The organism is Sphingobacterium sp. NGMCC 1.201703 (assembly GCF_047784615.1).
GTDB lineage: Bacteria > Bacteroidota > Bacteroidia > Sphingobacteriales > Sphingobacteriaceae > Sphingobacterium.
Genome location: NZ_JBLOHD010000002.1, coordinates 517,893 through 538,137, shown reverse-complemented (window position 1 = coordinate 538,137; position 20,245 = coordinate 517,893). Strand labels below are relative to the sequence as shown.

The 20,245-nt window shown below is 41.7% G+C and carries 8 protein-coding genes; 6 read left to right on the top strand and 2 right to left on the bottom strand.

Annotated features, from left to right (window positions below):
* Position 1: 1 nt before the first annotated feature.
* Together ACK8HY_RS07525 and ACK8HY_RS07520 are read right to left on the bottom strand one after the other, a co-directional pair.
* A complete protein-coding gene (locus tag ACK8HY_RS07525) occupies positions 2-3,100 on the bottom strand; it encodes a SusC/RagA family TonB-linked outer membrane protein (protein WP_416133252.1) in 3,099 nt (1,032 codons plus the stop codon).
* A gap of 265 nt (positions 3,101-3,365) precedes the next feature.
* Positions 3,366-6,251 (bottom strand): triple tyrosine motif-containing protein, encoded by a 2,886-nt coding sequence (locus tag ACK8HY_RS07520; protein WP_416133251.1) that lies wholly within the window; start codon positions 6,249-6,251, stop codon positions 3,366-3,368.
* 322 nt (positions 6,252-6,573) lie between these two features.
* Between ACK8HY_RS07520 and ACK8HY_RS07515 the strand changes: the two genes are divergently transcribed.
* From ACK8HY_RS07515 to ACK8HY_RS07490, 6 genes are all read left to right on the top strand, one after another.
* Positions 6,574-9,675, top strand: a complete 3,102-nt coding sequence (locus ACK8HY_RS07515; RefSeq protein ID WP_416133250.1) for a SusC/RagA family TonB-linked outer membrane protein — start codon at positions 6,574-6,576, stop codon at positions 9,673-9,675.
* 113 nt (positions 9,676-9,788) lie between these two features.
* Complete coding sequence (locus tag ACK8HY_RS07510) at positions 9,789-11,303, top strand: RagB/SusD family nutrient uptake outer membrane protein (RefSeq protein WP_416133249.1); 1,515 nt, start codon at positions 9,789-9,791, stop codon at positions 11,301-11,303.
* 288 nt (positions 11,304-11,591) lie between these two features.
* Positions 11,592-14,681, top strand: a complete 3,090-nt coding sequence (locus ACK8HY_RS07505) for a SusC/RagA family TonB-linked outer membrane protein (protein WP_254846151.1) — start codon at positions 11,592-11,594, stop codon at positions 14,679-14,681.
* An 11-nt stretch (positions 14,682-14,692) separates the two neighbouring features.
* Complete coding sequence (locus tag ACK8HY_RS07500) at positions 14,693-16,261, top strand: RagB/SusD family nutrient uptake outer membrane protein (protein WP_416133248.1); 1,569 nt, start codon at positions 14,693-14,695, stop codon at positions 16,259-16,261.
* Positions 16,262-16,279: 18 nt separating this feature from the next.
* Positions 16,280-17,734, top strand: coding sequence for an alpha-L-fucosidase (locus ACK8HY_RS07495; RefSeq protein WP_416133247.1), 1,455 nt, complete (start codon positions 16,280-16,282; stop codon positions 17,732-17,734).
* Between the two features lie 36 nt (positions 17,735-17,770).
* Positions 17,771-20,245 carry a glycoside hydrolase family 2 TIM barrel-domain containing protein gene (locus ACK8HY_RS07490; RefSeq protein WP_416133246.1) on the top strand — a complete coding sequence of 825 codons (2,475 nt, stop codon included), beginning with the start codon at positions 17,771-17,773 and terminating at the stop codon, positions 20,243-20,245.

The window sequence follows — 20,245 nt, the reverse complement described above, 5'->3', positions numbered from 1 at the left end:
ATTAAAATTGCATGTTAAGTCCAAAAAGGAAATTACGGGTGGTCGGATAAGCCGAAAGCTCGATACCGGAGGTCAAATTGGGACTACCGTCACCAGCCAATTCAGGCGAGAAACCGCTATATTTGGTGAACATAAATGGATTCTGAGCGGTTACATATAATCGTAATTTTGATTTTGAGCTATATAGTTTATCAAATGTGTAGCCAATAGTGATGTTGTTGATACGGAAATAACTGCCTGATTCAAGGAAGTAACTTGAGGCCCAGATTGCCCGTTCGGCTCCTGGATGTACATTGGTTGAACCTGGTCCTGTCCAACGGTTCTCAAAGGTCGACAGGGCAATATTTTCTCCACCATCGGTACGTGTACTTTTCATGCCATTATAAATCTTGTTGCCGGCAACACCATAACCTGAGACATTAAAATCAATGGCCTTATAGTTGATACCCAGATTAATCCCATAGGTTGAACTTGGTATAAAGGAACCGAAAAATTTCTTATCTCTGGTATCAATTACGCCATCCTCATTTTGATCTTTATATTTTAAGTAACCTGGTTTAGCTGGTCCGAAAGAAGGATTATTAGCGATATCATTCGCATCCTGAAATACACCGATTGATTCAAACATCCACCAAGCATAAATAGGTTGGCCGACCCGCAGCTGCTTTGTGATTTCACCATTGTTCAGACTCCCCCCGGTAGCGCCATCATAGGTATGGACTACCTCTGTTACTTTGTTGCTGTTATAAGAATAGTTGACTCCGACCGAATAACTAAAATCTGGCGAGATATTCTTGTTCCAATTTAAGGCGACTTCAACTCCTTGATTTAATACCTTGGCGCCATGTGCGTAATAGTTTTTTTCATCTGGTGACGAATAAATCGGAGTGACGTCGAGAATGGTATTGGTATTCTTTTTATGATAATAATCGACTGAACCTGACAGATTATTAAATAACGTGAAGTCTATTCCGGCACCGGTTTCCTTGGTAACCTCCCAGCTTAAGTCGACCGGAGGTGTCCCTTTGGCGCTACCGTATACCATATTCTGTTCGGGACCAAAAACATAGTTGTAGTTGGAACTCTCCGGACTGGAAAAAATATTAAAGACGTTTAATGGAATATTCTGATTCCCCAAATGACCATAGTTAGCCCTAACTTTTAAGAAGTTGATCCAGCTGATGTCTTTAACAAATTCTTCATTGGATGCGGTCCAGCCCAGGCCGAAGGATGGAAATGTTCCCCAATATTTACCTGTATTACGAAATACACTTGAGGCATCTCTTCGAACTGTTGCTGTTAAATAATAGCGACTGTCATAGTTATACTGCGCCCGCCCAAAATAAGAGGCTAAAGCTCTCGGTGTATAGTAAGTCTGACGAGTGACCAATTTGTATTCATCCGATGCCAGATCAATATTCCAGTACTGTTCCTGCCCCGGGACATTATAGCCCATTTGGCTATTCATATTGTTTATATCATATTTTTCTCGAGACATTCCCAGTACAGCTTCGATGTTGTGCTTATCAAAGGATTTGTTGAATGTTAGGAAATTTTCCCATGACCATCTGAACTGTTCAAGATTTTCATATTTGAGGCTATTGTTAGCAAAAGCAACATTGCCAGCGCCCCCTTTTGCTTTCTCGGTATAGAAATCGGCTTCCGACCGCAATGGGTTAGCCTGTAGCCAATTGTTTTTGATATCAGTGAAGACTCGCTGTTTAGAATAGAATTTGTTGGCACCGATGCGAGAATTTATTTTTAAATAATCCGTGATTTTAAATTCAGCTTCGAAGCTCCCCTGTAACCGTAAGGTATTTGTGCGTTCATTTTGTCGAAGCACTTCATAGACTGGATTACCGATCGTATTTAAATTTCCAATGGTCTGTCCGGCAGTTCCGTCAATTCCCACTATCCCTGTTTTTTGGTTGACACGTCCGATCCCATACCGTCCGTTCGAATACATTAATGGCACGAGCGGAGATTGCTTATATGCGCTTGTAAAAGCGCTATTGGGTTTTGGCGTCGCGTTTGTTAAAGTTAAATTGAGGTTTTGCGAAAATTTGAGCCTATTGTTTAGAAATTTATAGACATTGTTGTTCCGGATTGTGTTTCGGACATATTTGGAGCCATCGAGGATTCCATTCTCGGTAAAGTTATTCGCCGAAACAAAATAATCGACCTTTTCAGTACCACCGGCAATGTTTATGGCATTATTAAATACAGTTCCGGTTTTGATTAATTCGTCATACCAATCCGTATTATTGGGCTGATTTTCTTTTAATTCCCAATCAGTTATTCCAAGAGAGAGTAAGTTTTCATTAAAATACGTTCTGAATTGATCCCCATTGGCCATTTTGACACCATTTAGAATTTTTTTCATCCCAGCATAACTTTCATAATTAATGTTGACAGTACCCGCTTTACCCTTTTTTGTGGTTACTATAATGACCCCATTTGCAGCCCTTAAGCCGTAGATAGAAGCCGAGGAAGCATCTTTTAGCACATCCATAGATTCGATATCCGAAGGATTGATGTTATTAATATCATCTTGGGCGATACCATCAACAACATATAATGGATTACGTCCAGAAAGCGCTGTTCCTAAGCCTCGGATAATGACATTGGGGGATGAGCCCGGAGCTTCATTGGCAACAATATTTAAACCTGCGGCCTTACCCTGTATAGATTGCATCGCTGACATTGCGGGCTGTTTAGTTATATCAGCTGATTTTAATGAACTGATTGATCCTGTCAGATCGGCCTTTTTCTGGGTACCGTAACCGATTACGACAACCTCTTCCAAGGCTTTATTTTCGTTCTCTAGAAAAACATTCAGTTGAGTTTGGTTTCCGATGTATACCGTTTGCGTGCGGTAGCCTAGAAAATTGAAAACTAAGGAGTCGGTAGGAGCGGCGTTGATCTGAAATTTACCCGTTGCGTCGGTTTTGGTAGATACTGCTTTCCCCTTGATACTAATGGTGACCCCGGGCATGGATATCATGCTGGAACCATCTTTGACCACTCCCTGTATAGAAGTTTGTCCATAGGCAACCGAGACGACCATGGATGTCAAAAATAATGCGGATAGATTCCTCATATCGTAAAATTTTGGTGTTTGTTTAAAAATTCAATTGGTTATTCCCTCAGCAAATATGTTGATGTAGTACAAGTTTGCCAAAATTTAACATTTTCACATCACTACTACAGTGGATTTGTACTTTCTCAATGTAATTTTTGTTTAGTTGTAATATTTTGGTATTGAGGATTTTAATTTATATTTTTTGGTAAAAAAAAGAGCGCTTTAGTGTTGTTTTTACACTAAAGCGCTTGTGTGGTAATGATGTAGTCTTTGTAGCAAAAATTTAACGTTCCAATAGAAATTCGGATAGGTTTTTGTCCGTTGGTATGCCCAGTTTTTTGCGTAAACGGTAGCGCCTGATCTCGACCCCGCGTGTACTGATGTTAAGTAGCGAAGCAATCTCTTTACTGGACATATTGAGCCGCAAATAAGCACATAGTTTTAGATCATTGGGAACGAGATCCGGAAACTCCTGCTTTAATTTTTTAAAGAAATTCTCATGTGATTCATTGAAACTTTTCTCAAAAATATGCCAGTCGCGATCGTCGTTATGCGCATCTTCGATTAGCTTATTTATTTTTTTCAGTTCGTCCGAACTGAGCTTGTTTCCTTCAGCATCTTTGAGTTGTTTGAGTTCATCGTGTAGATTGTTCAGCATTTCATTTTTATAAACAATATTGAGCGCAGCATTGGCCAATTCTTTATTTTTTAGATTGAGTTGATCCTCCAGTTGCTGGTTTTTTAATTTAATCCATTCTTTCTCCTGTTGTTCGGCATCTCTTTCCAATGCAATTTTCTTTTCCTCCAGCCATTTTCGCTTTGCTTGAAACTGTCGTTTCCTTTCTCGTTGAAGGTTGAAGTTATAAATAAGGTAGATCAGTCCTGTAATAATCAGGGTATAGCCAATTTTTGCCCACCATGAGAGATACCAGGGGTATTTAATCGTAAAAGATATTGTCCGTATTTCCGAAGTCAGGCCGGTATTGGTTCTAGCCCTTATCTTAATTTCAAAATGCCCATAAGGTAGATTTGTGAAATCTTGATAAGCTGTTTCACTCCAGTCTGACCATTTATCTGAATAACCTTCCAGGTAATACTGATACTGTAAGGGAGAAGAAGAGTAGTAAGGACTTGAGAAACTCACTCTCAGGTTATTTTCGGACGAAGCCAATTTGAGATCAGCATTGGGTATGATTGTTTCACCAGTTGCGAGGTTGGTCAATTGAGCAACCTGGGGTGGAGGCAATACAAATTTATAATTTTGACCTGAATTCCGATAGATAGCAAAACCATCATCTAATCCGATAAGATAATAATGATTTTCGATCGGTAGGATGTTTTCATAATTGCTCATCATCCGATCCTGCAAGGGGCTCAGCAGGTTAGAATCGATTTTAAGCTTTCCTTTGCTATCAAAATCTACCTTGGCGATTCTTGTCTTTTGAATAAACCAATAGCTGTTGGTATTGATTGGAATGATCTTGTTTGAATTTTTATAACTTCCTAAAGCATTGTTTAGTTCGTTTGCATAACTAAAGCGTTTGACGATATTATCAAACTGCATGAATCCACTATCCGTAGCAAAAACAAGGTTGTTTTCCAGCGTGTAAATACCCGTAAATCTTCTTTTGGAAGCAAGACTATCTTGCCTTGATGTAAATTGAATTTGGACTTGTTGAAAGTTTTCGTCAAGACCAATTAACTGCACCTGTCCCCAGTCACCAATCCAGAATGAATGATTGTCTTTTTGGGCAAGGAATCGGACAGGTTCTTTAATGGTGGAAAATTGTTGTACAAATCGCAGCTGCATATCATCAAAAACGAATTTTGATAATCCCGTATAATTTCCTTGAAGGATATTTTTTGTCCCGAATATAGGTCTGAATATCCAGCCCCCCGTAATATCAGAAATTTTTTCCAGTTTACCATTGGCCAATCTAAAGGTTCCATCGTTGTGGCCGCAGATCAGTTCTGTACCGAATATAGCCAATGTCCAAACCTGACCATTTGAATTGGGCACTTGGGCAAAATCCAGGGAATTATAATTGTTTAATCCTCTCCAGTCGCTGACAAATAAGCCTTTATTGGTTCCTAGATAAATTTTCCCCTGGTAGATAATGGAAGTATACACGGTACCTATTTTTCCTGCAAAATCGGTGTAAAAAGATAAGGGGGAGTTGATTTCAATCCGGTCAATACCATTGTCCAGGCCGACCCAGATATTTTGTTGTCTGTCTTTCCCAATACTGAGTACAGTATTGTTCTGTAGACCATTATTCTTATTGATATGTTGGACGACTTCTCCATTTTTATTAATAATAATTACACCATTTTGGATGGTTCCAAAGGCATACTGTCCTCCAAATAAATAGATACCGTTGTTTATTTGGGATTGGATTAGGATTGAATTAGCAGCAATGGACCAGGGTTTAATAGTCCCATTGGAATCCATAAGATAGAGCCCGTGACGGGCAGTTGCTATAATTGATCTATTTTTATCATAGGGCAATATGGCCAAGACATTTTTGTCTTTAAGTGCCGCCCTTCCTGGTACAGGTACTAATTTATCCGCTTTGAATTCATGTAAGCCACTCGGAAGTTGTTCAAAAAACAGCTGGCCGTTAAGTTGATGTGGAAATAAGAAAGGCTCACCTTTAGCTGTAAGCGGTCTTATCGTATTATTTTCCCAGATATAGGCTTTGGAAAATGTATGAAAGAATACACGATGATCCTCCACAATGATCTTCCAAATTTCCTCGTTTGGAAAATAAGTTTTGTCTTTGACCAGCTTGGAAAGGCTATGGTAACTCATATCTCCAAAAGCCTTTGGTGTCCAATAGCCAAATTCACCGCGTCCACCGGTGTATACTCTTCCCGCTTTATCAACAGCTACACTGCGGACCGTCGAGTGGTTGGGGAGTGGGTATATGCGCCAGTATTGTCCATCAAACCGCAATAATCCCTCTGTATTAGCACTATAGATTCGCCCTTCGTGATCAACAGCCAATGACCAGTTTTGATTTCCAGCCTTGTATTGGCTTTTCTTGTACTGCTTTACAAAAGGTGTGCCTGTAGGTATGATTGTCTGACCGTAGCCAGTATTCATATTCAGTATAAAAAAAGCGCATAACCAAAAGATATAGGCAACGCTATATTTTTTTGATATCATCGAATCCGTCACTTTAAATTGATTTTGAAAAGCAATATATAGATTTTATCGCAAATGGCAGAATACTTACAGCAGATGAATGTCATTATAGGCATTCAAGCTTATTTTTTTGATCAAATAGTCGAAATCGTTTTCGCATTTTTAATAGTCCGATTCAGTAAAGTCTACTCGTTTTTTAATTACCTTGGAAACAAATAACCAAATAAAACATGATTATGACTTGAACAAATCTTTAGAAATTAGATTTGGATTCAAACGAATTGCTCAAGGAGTGAATCCATCAATTACAAACGTAAACCCAAAAACACTAAACAGTAAAATTATGAAATCAAAGCTTTTCAGAAGAGGGCCTTGTGCACTTATTCCCTATGCTTCCATGGCCATATTTTTGTCCCCGGGCTTATCCATGGGAGCAACTAGGGGCGAAGGTAGCGGTATTTATCATCGCATTAATCAGGAAGAATCAGAAATCAGAGGTAAGGTTGTCAATAGAGACAATTCGCCTTTGCAAGGAGTTTCTATTAGCGTAAAGGGAGTTCGTGGCCGGAGTACCCAGACCAACGATAAAGGCGAATTTACGCTAAAGGTACCTGCACAAGCAACATTAACTTTTTCGTCCGTAGGTTATGCCAAGCAGGAAATTAAACTTGCGGCAAATCAAAAGACTATACAGCTTACCTTAGAGTCGAATGAGTCAGTTATGGATGAAGTTGTCGTGGTGGGGTATGGAACACAGCGAAAAAGCGATTTAACAGGTTCTGTATCTTCCATTAACGCAAATCAAATCAATGCTTTCCCATTGGCCGGTACTGCACAAGCTTTACAGGGACGGGCTGCTGGAGTTTCGGTCACCAGCACGAATGGAGAACCTGGCAAAGCTCCGCGCGTACGGATCAGGGGTGGTAGCTCTATCAATGCAAGTAGCGATCCCTTGTATGTTGTAGACGGATTTCCTGGTAGCTCGGCTCCGGCTCCCGAAGATGTTGAATCTATCGAAGTATTAAAAGATGCTTCTGCAACAGCGATCTATGGTTCGAGAGGTGCCAATGGAGTGATCATGATTACAACGAAAAAAGGGCGTTCGGGCAAACCTGTTATTGAATTAAATAATTCCTTTGCCTCTCAAAAAGTAGGTAAGCGCCTTTCGCTATTAAATGCTTCGGAATTTGCTTCTTATATTAATGATACCTATGCGAATGCAGGGAACAACAATTTACCATTTAAAGATCCGCAATCTCTTGGTGAAGGAACAGATTGGCAGGATCTTATTTTTAGAAACGGAAATCAGTTGAATAATCAAGTCTCTGTGTCCGGTGGCAGCGACAACATCCGGTATTATACCTCCGTGAGCCATTTTGGACAGAAAGGAACCGTGATCAATTCCGATTTTAGAAGATTATCTGGGACCTCAAATTTAGAAATGAAGGTTTCTGATCGAATCAAAATTGGAACAAGGTTGCTGTTTAACCGCAATAAATTGAATGGAGTAAGGACACAGGAAGGAAGTAGCGGAACGACAGGCGCGGGAGTGATCTCCGCAGCATTGCGTTTTGAACCCACACAGGGCGTTTACAATGCGGAAGGAAAATACACGCTGAAGCAGTTCGGCGATCCACATGACAATCCGGTAGCGGCTGCTATGGAAAGGAAAAATGAGGTGATTACAGACCTTTTTCAGGGAAATGGATTTGTGGAGTTGGGGATTTTAGAAAATCTAATCTTTCGCAGCACCTTCGGTGTGCAGGTCAGTAATCAACGTACAGGTAACTACGTGTCAAAAGAACTTGTCGAAGGAAGAAATTTTGGTGGAGTTGGATCAATTGCGGCGCATAAAAATACCAACTTGATCAATGAGAACTTCTTGACATATACACAAACATTTCACGAAGACCATAATCTGAATGCCATGGCTGGTTATTCTTATCAAAGTTCAAGAAATGAAACCTGGCAGGCCAATAATCGAAATTTCATTTCAGACAGCTTCAGCTATTGGAATCTGGGTGCTGGTTCCAATTATCAAAATGCAGCATCGAATCTCGAAGATTGGGTAATGTCTTCATTTTATGGACGCTTAAACTATAACTACAAAAATCGCTATTTTATTACAGCTACAGGGCGGTATGATGGATCTTCGAAGTTTGGTGATAACAATAAATGGGCCTTCTTTCCTTCCGGCGCACTTGCCTGGAACCTGAGCCAGGAGCCGTTTATGAAATCCATCGATTGGCTGAGCAATTTGAAATTGCGAACAAGTTATGGCGAAACCGGAAATTCGGAAATTGGTTCCTACCAATCCTTGGCTAGATTTTCACCTACCTTAACAACAATGGGCGGAAGCCCTGTTAATGCTGTTCGGCCTACGAATGTTGCCAATCCTAATTTAACCTGGGAGACAACCAAGCAGACAGACGCTGGATTGGATATCGGTATTCTAAAAAGCAGAATCAATCTATCGGTAGACTATTATTACAAAAAAACAATCAACCTGTTGTATCAGGTGCCACTGCCGCTTTATTCAGGTTTTACAACTGCACTCCAGAATGTGGGAAGTGTGCAAAATAAAGGCTGGGAATTTGGATTGCAGACAACGAATCTCAACGGTGCTTTTGGATGGAAAACAGATTTTAATATCAGTTTCAATCGCAACAAGATTTTGCAGCTTCCCGGCGGTGAGATCCGATATAACACCATACCGGGACACATGCTTTCAACGGATTCGCAGCTACTACGTGAAGGTGAGGTCCTTGGCGCATTTTTTGGATGGGTGACCGATGGAATTTATCAGCAGGGCGATGATTTTAGTGCGCAACCAAATAAGAAACCTGGAGATATTCGCTATAAGGATTTATTTGGGCGCGATAAGGATAATCAGTTGACTGCTGGCGCAAATGGCGTTGTGAATGCCGATGACCGTACGATTATAGGCAATCCAAATCCTGATTTCACCTTCGGTTTTAACAATGATTTTAAGTATAAGAATTTCGATCTGAACATTTTTATGCAAGGAAGTTATGGAAATGATATGTTGAACATCACACGAATGGAACTGGACTGGATGGCCGGAAAAGGAAATGCTACCAAGGATGCCTTGCGACGCTGGACACCGGAAAATACAAATACGGATGTTCCAAGGGCAAGCTCAACAAACAATCCGGAAGTTTCCTCACGCTGGGTAGAAGATGGCTCATATCTTCGCTTGAAAAATCTTGCTCTGGGCTATAATTTTTCAGAAAAGTCGCTCGAAAAAATTCATTTAAAATATTTAAGAATATACCTCAGCGCACAAAATATATGGACCTGGACCAACTATACGGGTTTTGACCCTGAGGTAAGCTATCAAGACTCTAACCGAAATGTAGGGTTGGATTATATGGGTTACCCCAATATTAAATCGTACACCCTTGGTCTAAATCTAAGGTTTTAACATCAAGTAGAACCTACGAAGTACTATTGATGGTAAATAAATGAAAAATAAATAATTGGGTGTAATAGTTTTTAGCAAGATGCTGGAAATAAAACCCATTAAAATTTATGCTAATGAAAAAGATAACTCTATATCGTATGATACTTACGGCGCTGTGTTTTACCAGCTTGTTTTCCTGTACAAAACTAAACGAAGAACCGGTAAGTATTTTGGATCCTAAGCAATATTTTAAAACCGAAGCGGATGCTGAGGCTTCCGTTATGGGAATTTATGGACTTTTGGCCAATGCAGATTTTTATGGACGACGATTGACAATGGTACTGCAATTGCTGGGAGATGACATTGATATTGCGGATATTGGGACACAGTCTAGTCGTATTCAGCTCAACAGTTTTACACACGATGCAAGCAACCAAGATCTGCTAGCCGTATGGAAAACCGCTTATTTGGGTATTGGTGCGGCAAATGCCGCGATAGATGGTATTCCGGCTGTTACCATGAATGAGGCTAAAAAATCCGCACTTATCGCCGAAGCGAGATTGCTACGGGCTTTGTATTACTATCACTTGGTTCAACTATTTGGGGACATTCCCTATATTAGCGAATTCGTCAGTGATCCAAGTAAGGTAATTGCTATCAGCAAAACTCCGGCAGCAAAGGTTTATGACAATATCATCGCGGATTGCGAATATGCCATAGCGAATTTGCCGAATACCTATGCCAACAATAATAAAGCGAGACCATCTAAGGGCGCCGCGCAGACTTTGTTGGCTTCGGTCTATATGGTCTTGAAAAAATGGGATGATGCCGCTAAGATGGCTGAGGCTGTAATCAATGATGCAAACAAATACCAGTATGCCTTGGTCAAAGACTACAATAGCCTATGGGATGCCGATCTTGGTTTTCAGACCGAACATGTTTGGGTAGTTGACTTTTTAGGCGGAATTACTGGTGAAAATGCATCCAATCAGGATTATACCGCCCCAATGACGGGGGTACGGGATGCTGATATGTTGGGATGGAGTGTCATTGTACCGTCCAATGGCGTATATGCAAGCTTTTCCGATCAAGATTACAGAAAGAAAATCAGCTTCCTGACCGAAACACCTGTAAAAGGAGTGATGACCCCTTATCAAAAATGGAAATGGCCCCGTATACATACCGCAAAATGGTGCCTACACCCAGGAGCTAATGCCGGGGCGGATGGTTCTGATTCTGATATCAAGCATGTTATCTTTCGCTACGCCGAAGTTCTTTTAATGGCTGCTGAAGCTATAAATGAGAGTAAAGGTGGACCAACAGAGAAAGCCTATAGTTATATAAATGCTGTTCGGGCCAGAGCAAGATACACACCGGCGGGAGTACAGAATTTTCCAGCGGATCTGACAGTAGGTATGACACAGGCTGACTTTCGAAAAGCAGTGCAAGAGGAACGCCGTGTCGAATTGGCTTTTGAATGGAAAAGATGGTACGATATCAAACGCTGGGGACAGGTCGTGGAGGCATTTACAAGACAGGGTGCTTATGAAAGCCAGCCAAAAGTAAAAGATTTTCACGCACTGATGCCTATTCCTCAGGATGAAATCGCACGTAATAACAATTTACTACCTCAAAATCCAGGGTATTAAACCTCAGTAGCATACTCCTTTGAAGCAAAAAAAAGAAAATATCAACCTATTCGTAAGTTGATATTTTCTTTTAATAAGTATATAAAAAGCATTTTTCAGGCCCTATTCAATAGTGAATCAGCAATTGAAAATAAGATTTTTTTAAAAATCCGTTTAATTCCGCTGAAAATCGAGGGAAAAGACATTTTTTCCACTTATTTGAACGAAAATTCTCCCTTGGGAAACCCGCGATTTTTGATATTTGGTTTCATTTATTGAGTTCAAATAACCACATAAACCAAGAGAACTATGATAACACCGATAACCAAAACGGTAGGGAAGGGTTTGCTTTTATTTTCGCTGATGAGTATGACTGCGCCAAATGTATTTGCCCAGTCTCAGTTAAAAATAACCGGAAAAGTAACCTCACCTGCGGGCGAACCACTCGCGGGGGTGACAGTACAGATTAAAGGCGCAAAGAATGGGACTGTTACAGATGTATCCGGCAATTACCAAATTATAGCTAAAGATATCGATGTATTGATCTTTTCTTTAGTAGGTAGAGAAAAAGCAGAAATAGCTGTTGATAAAAAAGATCATATCAATCTTGTCCTACAAGAATCAAGTAGTCTTATGGATGAAGTTGTCGTAGTAGGCTATGGAACCCAGAAGAAGAGTAACTTAACAGGGGCTGTTGCGGCAGTGGACGGAAAAACCTTGAACAAGCGGATCGCAACAAACCCTACACAATTACTTCAGGGGCGTATGCCGGGACTTCGTGTGACACAGGGCTCCGGAGAGGCCGGGAATGAAAATGTGAATTTACAGGTTAGGGGATTGGGCTCTTACGGTGCATCTTCTGCGCCATTGGTCATCGTAGATGGGATTCCTGGTAGTTTGGAAAACCTGAATCCACAGGCGATTGAAAATATTACGGTATTAAAAGACGCCGCCTCCGCAGCAATCTATGGGGCAAGAGCTGCAAACGGTGTCATCCTAGTGACAACCAAACAGGGTAAATCTGGAAAGGCACAATTGAGTTACGATTACAATGTCGGCATCACAAAGGCTTCAGCATTGCCTGATTTGGTCTATAATTCGGTAGATTATATGAGCCTATATAATCAAGCTGCTAAAAATTCAGGTATTACCAATGCGAATTCGTTTTTCAGCCAGGAAATGATCGACGCCTATAAAAATGCGACGGATAAGACACTTTATCCGGATTTCAACTGGTTGGATGCCGTATTTAAAACGGTACCTGTGCAAACGCATAATTTAAGTTTAAGTGGTGGTGCTAATGGAACCAATTACAACGTCATCCTTGGCTATGTTGATCAGCCCGATATTATGATCGGCACGTCCTTTAAAAAGTATAATTTGCAGTTGAACCTCAATTCGAAAATCAATGATCGAATAAGTTTTGGTTCGAGCATTACGCTGAATTACGGTGATCGAAAATATCCAAGAAATGGAGCCGAAGATCAGTTTCTGTCAACAATAAGCCAATCGCCGTTATATGGTCCAGTACTCCCGGATGGTAGTGGTCGATATACTTCCAGGGCATATCCTTTTCAGTCTCCCAATAAAAACCCTGTAGCCGTTGCTGAAAATGCATTCACAAGGCTAAACAATTATTTTATGCAGGGAAATATTTTTGTTAATATAAAATTACTGGATGGCTTGGAATGGAAAACCAGTGGCGGTCTGACTTATGGATTTACAAAAAACTACACCAACAAACCTGTAATCAACCAGTACATGTGGCAGGCAAAACCAGATGCGCTTCCGGCGCGACAATTGGACGTTGGTGGCCAAGGATTGGAAGTGACGGATGATAATAATGTCTATCCTGTAGGTTATACCCAACTAACGTATGATAAGTCATTCGGAGACCATAATCTGAAGGTATTGGCAGGTACACAGACCGAATATAATAAGGCGCAAAAATTATTTGGCAGCAGATTGCAGTTCCCAAATAAGGATTTGCTGGAATTAGATGGTGGCGGCGCAGGACAGCAGTCTAATAGTGGTATCACGAATGAATGGTCGCTAAGGTCCTATTATGGTCGTTTGAATTATGATTACAAGGGTAAGTATCTCTTGGAGGGAAATGCCCGTTATGATGCTTCTTCACGTTTTCCTGAGAATCGTAAATGGGCCTTTTTCCCATCTGTATCGGCAGGATGGAAGATCTCAGACGAGGCTTTTTTTGGCGAGCAGCTTAAAGAAACAGTGAATGAAGTCAAACTTAGGGCTTCCATCGGAACCTTGGGTAATCAGAATATTGGCAATTACCCCTATCAGACGGTTTACAGCTCTGCTTTTGCCTATCCATTTGAAGAAAACCTACAACAGGGCGCACGTCAGGTTGCCATGGCAAATGAACAGATAAAATGGGAGAGCACCCGGGTACTCGATTTTGGTTTTGATCTTGGATTCTGGAATAATAAACTGACAGCCTCCTTTGACTGGTACAATAAAGTCACCTCTGATATTCTTTCCTCGTCGACAGCATTCCCTTCCTATATTGGTCTGACGGCACCGACGGTAAATTATGGAACGCTCCGTAATCGAGGGATCGAACTCGGACTGCAATACCGTGAAAAAATAGGTGAGGTTTCGCTGACATTGAACGGAAATATTCAGGCCAATCGCAATAAGGTTATAAAATATGGAGCTGAACGTATTTCGGGCAATACAATTACCCGTGAAGGTCTACCCTATGGCAGTTTTTATTTATTGGAAAGTGTAGGCATATTTCGCTCTAAGGAGGAGGTTGCAAATTCGCCAAAACAACAAGTGCCAGCACAACCTGGTTATTTGAAATTTGCAGATGTCGATGGCGATAATATGGTGGATAATAATGATCGCGTTGTTGTGCCAGGAGCATTCCCAGATTTTGATTATTCCTTTAATGCAACAGCAGTATGGAAAAATTTTGATTTTACAGCATTTTTCTTTGGATCTCAAGGCCAGAAAATATTTGTTAGCGAATGGGGAATCGTTCCTTTTAGACAAGGGGGAACTTTCACCCGTGAATGGATGGATGCCTGGACACCGGAAAATCCAAATGCATCGTTGCCGATTGTAGGCTTAGATAATTCTCCTGCAGCAAACAATGTCAGGACAGCCTCGACATTTTTCCTGAAAGATGGATCTTTCTTGCGATTGAAAAATATTCAAATCGGATATAGTCTTCCGCAAAGCACATTGTCGAAGGCAGGTATCTCAGGTCTTCGGGTTTATTTTGCCGCAGATAATCTGCTTACTTTTTCGAAGTTCCCAGGTTTAGACCCTGAAAGAGGTGTATCCAGCAGCGGTGGTGCTACCTCAGGACGTTATGTAACCCATCCTCAAAATAAAGTTTTTGCATTTGGTGCAAATATCACCTTCTAACTGATGAGATCATGAAAATTAAACTTAAAAAAACATATCTATATTTTTGCTTGGCGGCTACCACAGCGCTGGGCAGTTGTGCAAAAGATTTCTTAGATAAAAACCCAACTGATAAAATACCGGAATCTACCTTTTGGAAAACTCAGGCAGACGCAGACCTCGCGCTATCGGGTGTGTATGAATTCCTATGTCGCGGCTATAACTCCACATCTTCTTCCAACGCGAGAGGGGGATGGGGCGGTGCCAGCATGTTTTGGGACGGGCTTTCCGATGATGCATTTATATCCAGTACCTCGAATAATTTTAATACAATTTCTAGAGGTGGATTGACCTCAACAACAGGCGGTATGCAAACTGAAGGATACGAGATCTCTTATCAAGCAATTGCGGCTTGTAATAAATTGATTGCGAATATTGACCGAATTACCAGCATGAGCCAACAGGATCGGGATCGGTATAAAGCTGAGACGCGTTTCATTCGTGCACATTATTATTTTTTGCTGACTAATCTCTATGGTGATGTACCCTTGATACTTGAGCCCTTGGGGATGGATGATGCCAGTGCTAGACTGGGAAGGGCCGAAAAAGGCAAAGTAGTAGAAGCTATTTTGGCAGACCTTGATTATGCCATTGAAAAATTGCCAAATACGGCCTATAAAGGCCACGCTGTTAGGGGGGCTGCCCTCGGTTATAAAGCAAAGGTATTATTGACAAATAAGAAATGGGCTGAAGCCGCCACAGCGGCTAAGATGGTGATCGATGAAAACAAATTCTCGATCTATCAAGGTGGATACCGGGATTTATTTAGAAAACCCGGTCAAAATGGTAATCCCGAAATCATGTTTTCAGCACGCTTTTTACCACCTAATATGTACAGTCCTGCGGATATGATGTATTCTTATTTAATGACGGTACAGCCTTTGGGTTATCTCGTAGATTCATACCACTGTATTGATGGTAAAGATATCAGTACTTCTGCCAAATATGATGCGAAAAATCCGTATGAAAATCGTGATCCGCGATTGAAGGCATCTATTATCTACAGTGGCGTATGGCGTGGTACGACAGCTTCCTCCGCATTTGATCCTGTAGCAGCGGATGTTAAGGGTGGCTTCTTACCTAGAAAATATATCAATGAAGCCAAATGGCCCACCAGCTATGCTACGCAAAGTGACCAGGATTGGGTATTTCTTCGTTATGCCGATGTGCTGTTGATGTATGCTGAGGCAAAAAATGAAAGCGTTGGACCTGAGCAAACTGCAGTAGACGCGTTGAATCAAGTGCGTTCGCGCGCAGATGTTAAAATGCCTTTGTTGGAATTTAGTTCTTCATTGACTAAGGATGAATTTCGAAATATTATCCGCCACGAGCGACGTGTTGAACTAGCGCTTGAGGGGCAACGTTATTTTGACCTGAAGCGATGGGGAGTCATCAAACAGATCATGGATAACACCAAAGATCCCGATGGTGCGATGCGCTTATTTGCCGCGAGAGATACCCTTTGGCCGGTTCCACAATCTGAGGTAGATATTGCTAAAAGTTTGGGAAATGATAAATTTAAGCAAACAATAGGATTCTAAGATATAACCAAGATAGGTATGAAGACTAAACTCAACATGTATAAAATAGTATTGCTGATACTCTTGGTATCAGGAATGTCAAGTAGCACATCGATGGCGCAAGAAAATAAGCTTCCTGATAGTCTGCGCATGAAATGGTGGGAGGAAGCCAGATTTGGCATGTTTATCCATTGGGGGGTATATGCGCAATTCGGTGGGGTCTATCGTGGTCATGAGCAAGCTCGAGGGGGAGCAGAGTGGATTATGAACCGTTCAAAGATCCCCGTTGACGAATACCAGGCAATGGCAGCTCAATTTAATCCGATACAATATAATCCAGATGAATGGGTACGTATGGCGAAGGATGCCGGTATGAAATACCTCATTATCACAGCCAAACATCATGATGGTTTTGCGTTATTCGAAACAAAAACCAGCAAATGGAATATGGTTGATGCAACTCCCTATGGTAAAGATCTGTTAAAACCTTTAGCTGCGGCTTGTAAAAAGTATGGCATTAAATTAGGATTCTATTATTCGCAAGCACAAGACTGGAATAACCCAGGAGGTTCAGCTGCTCGAAAACTCATGCGGGAAGGTTGGCCAAATCCGGATTCAGCGAAGATTGATGCGTATACCTTAGCGCACAAAGGCCATTGGGATCCCAAGCAAGAGGCAGCGAGCTTTGACGACTATATCAAAAATGTGTCTGTACCACAGGTGAAAGAACTGTTGAGCAATTATGGCGACATTGCTGTGTTATGGTGGGATACACCAACAAATATGACTGATGAAGCCGCAAGTATGCTCCAGGAACAACTGCGCCTGCAACCCAATATTATTACCAATGATCGTTTGAAAAGACCAAATTTTCCTGGCGACACCAAGACGCCAGAACAGAAAATTCCTGATTGGAGCGAATTAGAAGGAAAGCACTGGGAAACTTGTATGACGATGAATGGAACCTGGGGATATCGTACCTCTGACCATAAATGGAAGTCGGCGGAAACATTGATCCGTAATTTGGTTGATATCGCATCCAAAGGCGGGAATTATTTGCTAAATGTTGGTCCGAAACCCGATGGTACCTTCCCACAGGAAAGCATAGATAGATTGGCGACGATAGGGAAATGGATGAAAACAAACAGCGAGGCTATCTATGCGACCAAAAGCAGTCCTTTGCAGCCTTTTGATTGGGGAAGATGCACAATGAAGGAGCAGGGCGACAAGACCCTGCTTTACCTGACCATATTTGACTGGCCTCAAGATGGAACGGTGGTTCTTCCAATAAAGAATAAGGTTTTAAAAGCCAGTTTTTTGGCGAATGGTAAAACACTTAACGTGAAATCGCAGTCTGATGCGATCAAGATTGAAGTTTCCAAACAAGCAATTGATCCTGTGGCAACGGTGATCAAAATGGAGTTGGCTGGAAAACTAGAAAGAGATAAGACAGCCACAGCAAAGAAAATGAAAACCGGAGCCTTGGATGAGTAATCCGGGACCAAAGATTAAGAAAAGAGAAGCACGTTAATGATAACAGAAAATAAATTTTATAAAATACTTACACTGCTCTTGGGATTTGGCGCTTTACAGCTCCAGGCTCAGGAATCAAAGCGAATCGATCAAGAATGGGATTTTCTAAGGAGTGATCTTGGGGGGATCTGGGAGGCTGTCCGGCCTGTAGGAGCAGGCAATCCAGAATCCGTTCCACTATGGCAAACCGTTAGTTTACCACATTGCTATAATGCTTTGGATGCGGTTGATCCCGATGTCAATTATTATCAGGGACCAAGTTGGTATCGAAAGAGATTAACGATCGAAAATCCTTATCCAAATGGTCGTACATTGCTCCATTTTGAAGGTGCAGGACAAAAGTCCACGGTTTATATCCATACGCAAAAAGTAGGAGAACATGTTGGGGGATATGATGAGTGGACAGTAGATATTACTGAGGCGGTCGAGCAGTTTAAAAAAACGGAAGCCTATAAAACACAGTTTAAAGGAAAGATACCTGTTTCAATTCGGGTAGATAACTCACGTGACCTCGAAATGATTCCCTCGGATCTTTCCGATTTTAATCTTTATGGAGGTATCTATCGCCACCTGAATTTGAAATATGTACCACAGACTGCTTTAGAAAAGGTCTTTGTTAGCCCTACAGTGGATGTGGACGGAAAGCAAGGTCTGTTGCAAATCCGTGGTCGGCTATTAACAGAATCCAACAGCTCAAATTTTGATGTCGAAACGCAGCTTTACGACCCTTCGGGTAAATTGCTTGAGCGTCAGACTCCAGTTGTTCGTTCTGCTAAAGGCTTACTCGACCTTGGGAAATTAACAGTTAAAAAACCAGCATTGTGGAGTCCGGATCATCCCGCTTTGTACCGTTTGGTAACCATCGTCAAAAGCAATGGGCAGACGTTTAAAGAAGAGACCGTTTTTGGTTTTCGTCATGTAGAATTTAAAGCGAATGGTCCCTTTTTGCTAAATGGAAAAAGATTGTTGCTCCGTGGGACTCACCGTCATGAAGATCATGCTGCCGTAGGAGCAGCGATGACGGATGCACAGATTCTACAGGAAATGACGATGATGAAAGAAATGGGGGTCAACTTTATTCGATTGGGGCATTATCAGCAAAGCCGCAGCGTGCTCGAAGCATGTGACAGCCTCGGTATTTTAGTCTGGGAGGAAATCCCTTGGTGCCGTGGTGGCTTGGGCGGTGAAATCTATCAGCAACAGGGAAAACGTATGCTGACAAATATGATAGAGCAGCACTATAATCACCCTTCGATCATTATCTGGGGCCTAGGTAATGAAAATGATTGGCCTGGCGATTTCCCTGAATTCGACAAAGAGAAAATCAGAACATTTATGCGTGAACTGCACGAACTTTCCCACCAATTGGATCCCAGTCGGAAAACAGCCATACGGCGTTGTGATTTTTGTAAAGATATTGTCGATGTGTATTCACCTTCTATCTGGGCCGGTTGGTACCGTGGCGTATATACAGATTATAAAACGGCCTCGACAGAAGAAATGAAAAAGGTCAAACATTTTCTTCATGTGGAGTGGGGTGGAGATAGTCATGCTCGTCGACATGCCGAGGATCCGGATCGGGCATTAGCCAAAATAGAAGGTGATGGTACCACCGATGAGCGGGCTGGTGATGCATCGCTCGTTGGCGGTGCAGCAAGAGTTTCCAAGGATGGTGACTGGAGTGAGAGCTATATCTGTAACTTGATCGATTGGCACCTCAAGGAACAGGAAACCATGCCATGGCTTACCGGTACCGCTTATTGGCCCTTTAAAGATTTTTCTACACCTGTTCGGCCTGATAATCCGGTTCCCTATGTCAACCAGAAAGGTGTCGTCGAACGCGATTTTACGAAGAAAGAATCCTATTATGTATTTCAATCGTACTGGACTTCAAAACCTATGTTGCATATCTATGGACATACCTGGCCTGTTCGATGGGGACAGGCAGATGAAGCGAAGATGGTTAAAGTATATTCTAACGCGAAGGAAGTCGAGCTATTTGTCAATGGTGAAAGCCAAGGGGTCAAGAAAAGAAATAGCCAGGATTTCCCTGCCGCCGGGTTGCGATGGATGGTGAAGTTTCGTGAAGGGAAAAATCAGCTCAAAGCAGTTGCGAAAAATGGCAAGCAACTACTGACAGATGAAATCGAACAAGTGTATCAGACTCAACCCTGGGGACAACCTACAAAATTACAGGTTGAAGAAATTGCACGGGAAGGAGATATCATAACGGTGCAGGCCAAAGTGCTCGATAAAAACGGCATCCTTTGTCTGGATGCCAAAAACTGGATTTATTTTGATTCAACGGGAGATGGTGAACTGATTGTTGATCAAGGCACATCAATCGGCGCCAAAAAAGTGCAGGCATACAATGGAAGCGCCTTCATACGATTGCGTCTATCCGAAGGGAAGGCCGTTGTCTCAGGACGCTTGGACGAATCAAAAAGTACATTGTTGACAATTGAAAAATAG

Coding starts and splice junctions, on each gene's coding strand:
- ACK8HY_RS07525 (WP_416133252.1), bottom strand. CDS start 3,100: ATGAGGAATCTATCCGCATTATTTTTGACATCCATGGTCGTCTCGGTT.
- ACK8HY_RS07520 (WP_416133251.1), bottom strand. CDS start 6,251: ATGATATCAAAAAAATATAGCGTTGCCTATATCTTTTGGTTATGCGCT.
- ACK8HY_RS07515 (WP_416133250.1), top strand. CDS start 6,574: ATGAAATCAAAGCTTTTCAGAAGAGGGCCTTGTGCACTTATTCCCTAT.
- ACK8HY_RS07510 (WP_416133249.1), top strand. CDS start 9,789: ATGAAAAAGATAACTCTATATCGTATGATACTTACGGCGCTGTGTTTT.
- ACK8HY_RS07505 (WP_254846151.1), top strand. CDS start 11,592: ATGATAACACCGATAACCAAAACGGTAGGGAAGGGTTTGCTTTTATTT.
- ACK8HY_RS07500 (WP_416133248.1), top strand. CDS start 14,693: ATGAAAATTAAACTTAAAAAAACATATCTATATTTTTGCTTGGCGGCT.
- ACK8HY_RS07495 (WP_416133247.1), top strand. CDS start 16,280: ATGAAGACTAAACTCAACATGTATAAAATAGTATTGCTGATACTCTTG.
- ACK8HY_RS07490 (WP_416133246.1), top strand. CDS start 17,771: ATGATAACAGAAAATAAATTTTATAAAATACTTACACTGCTCTTGGGA.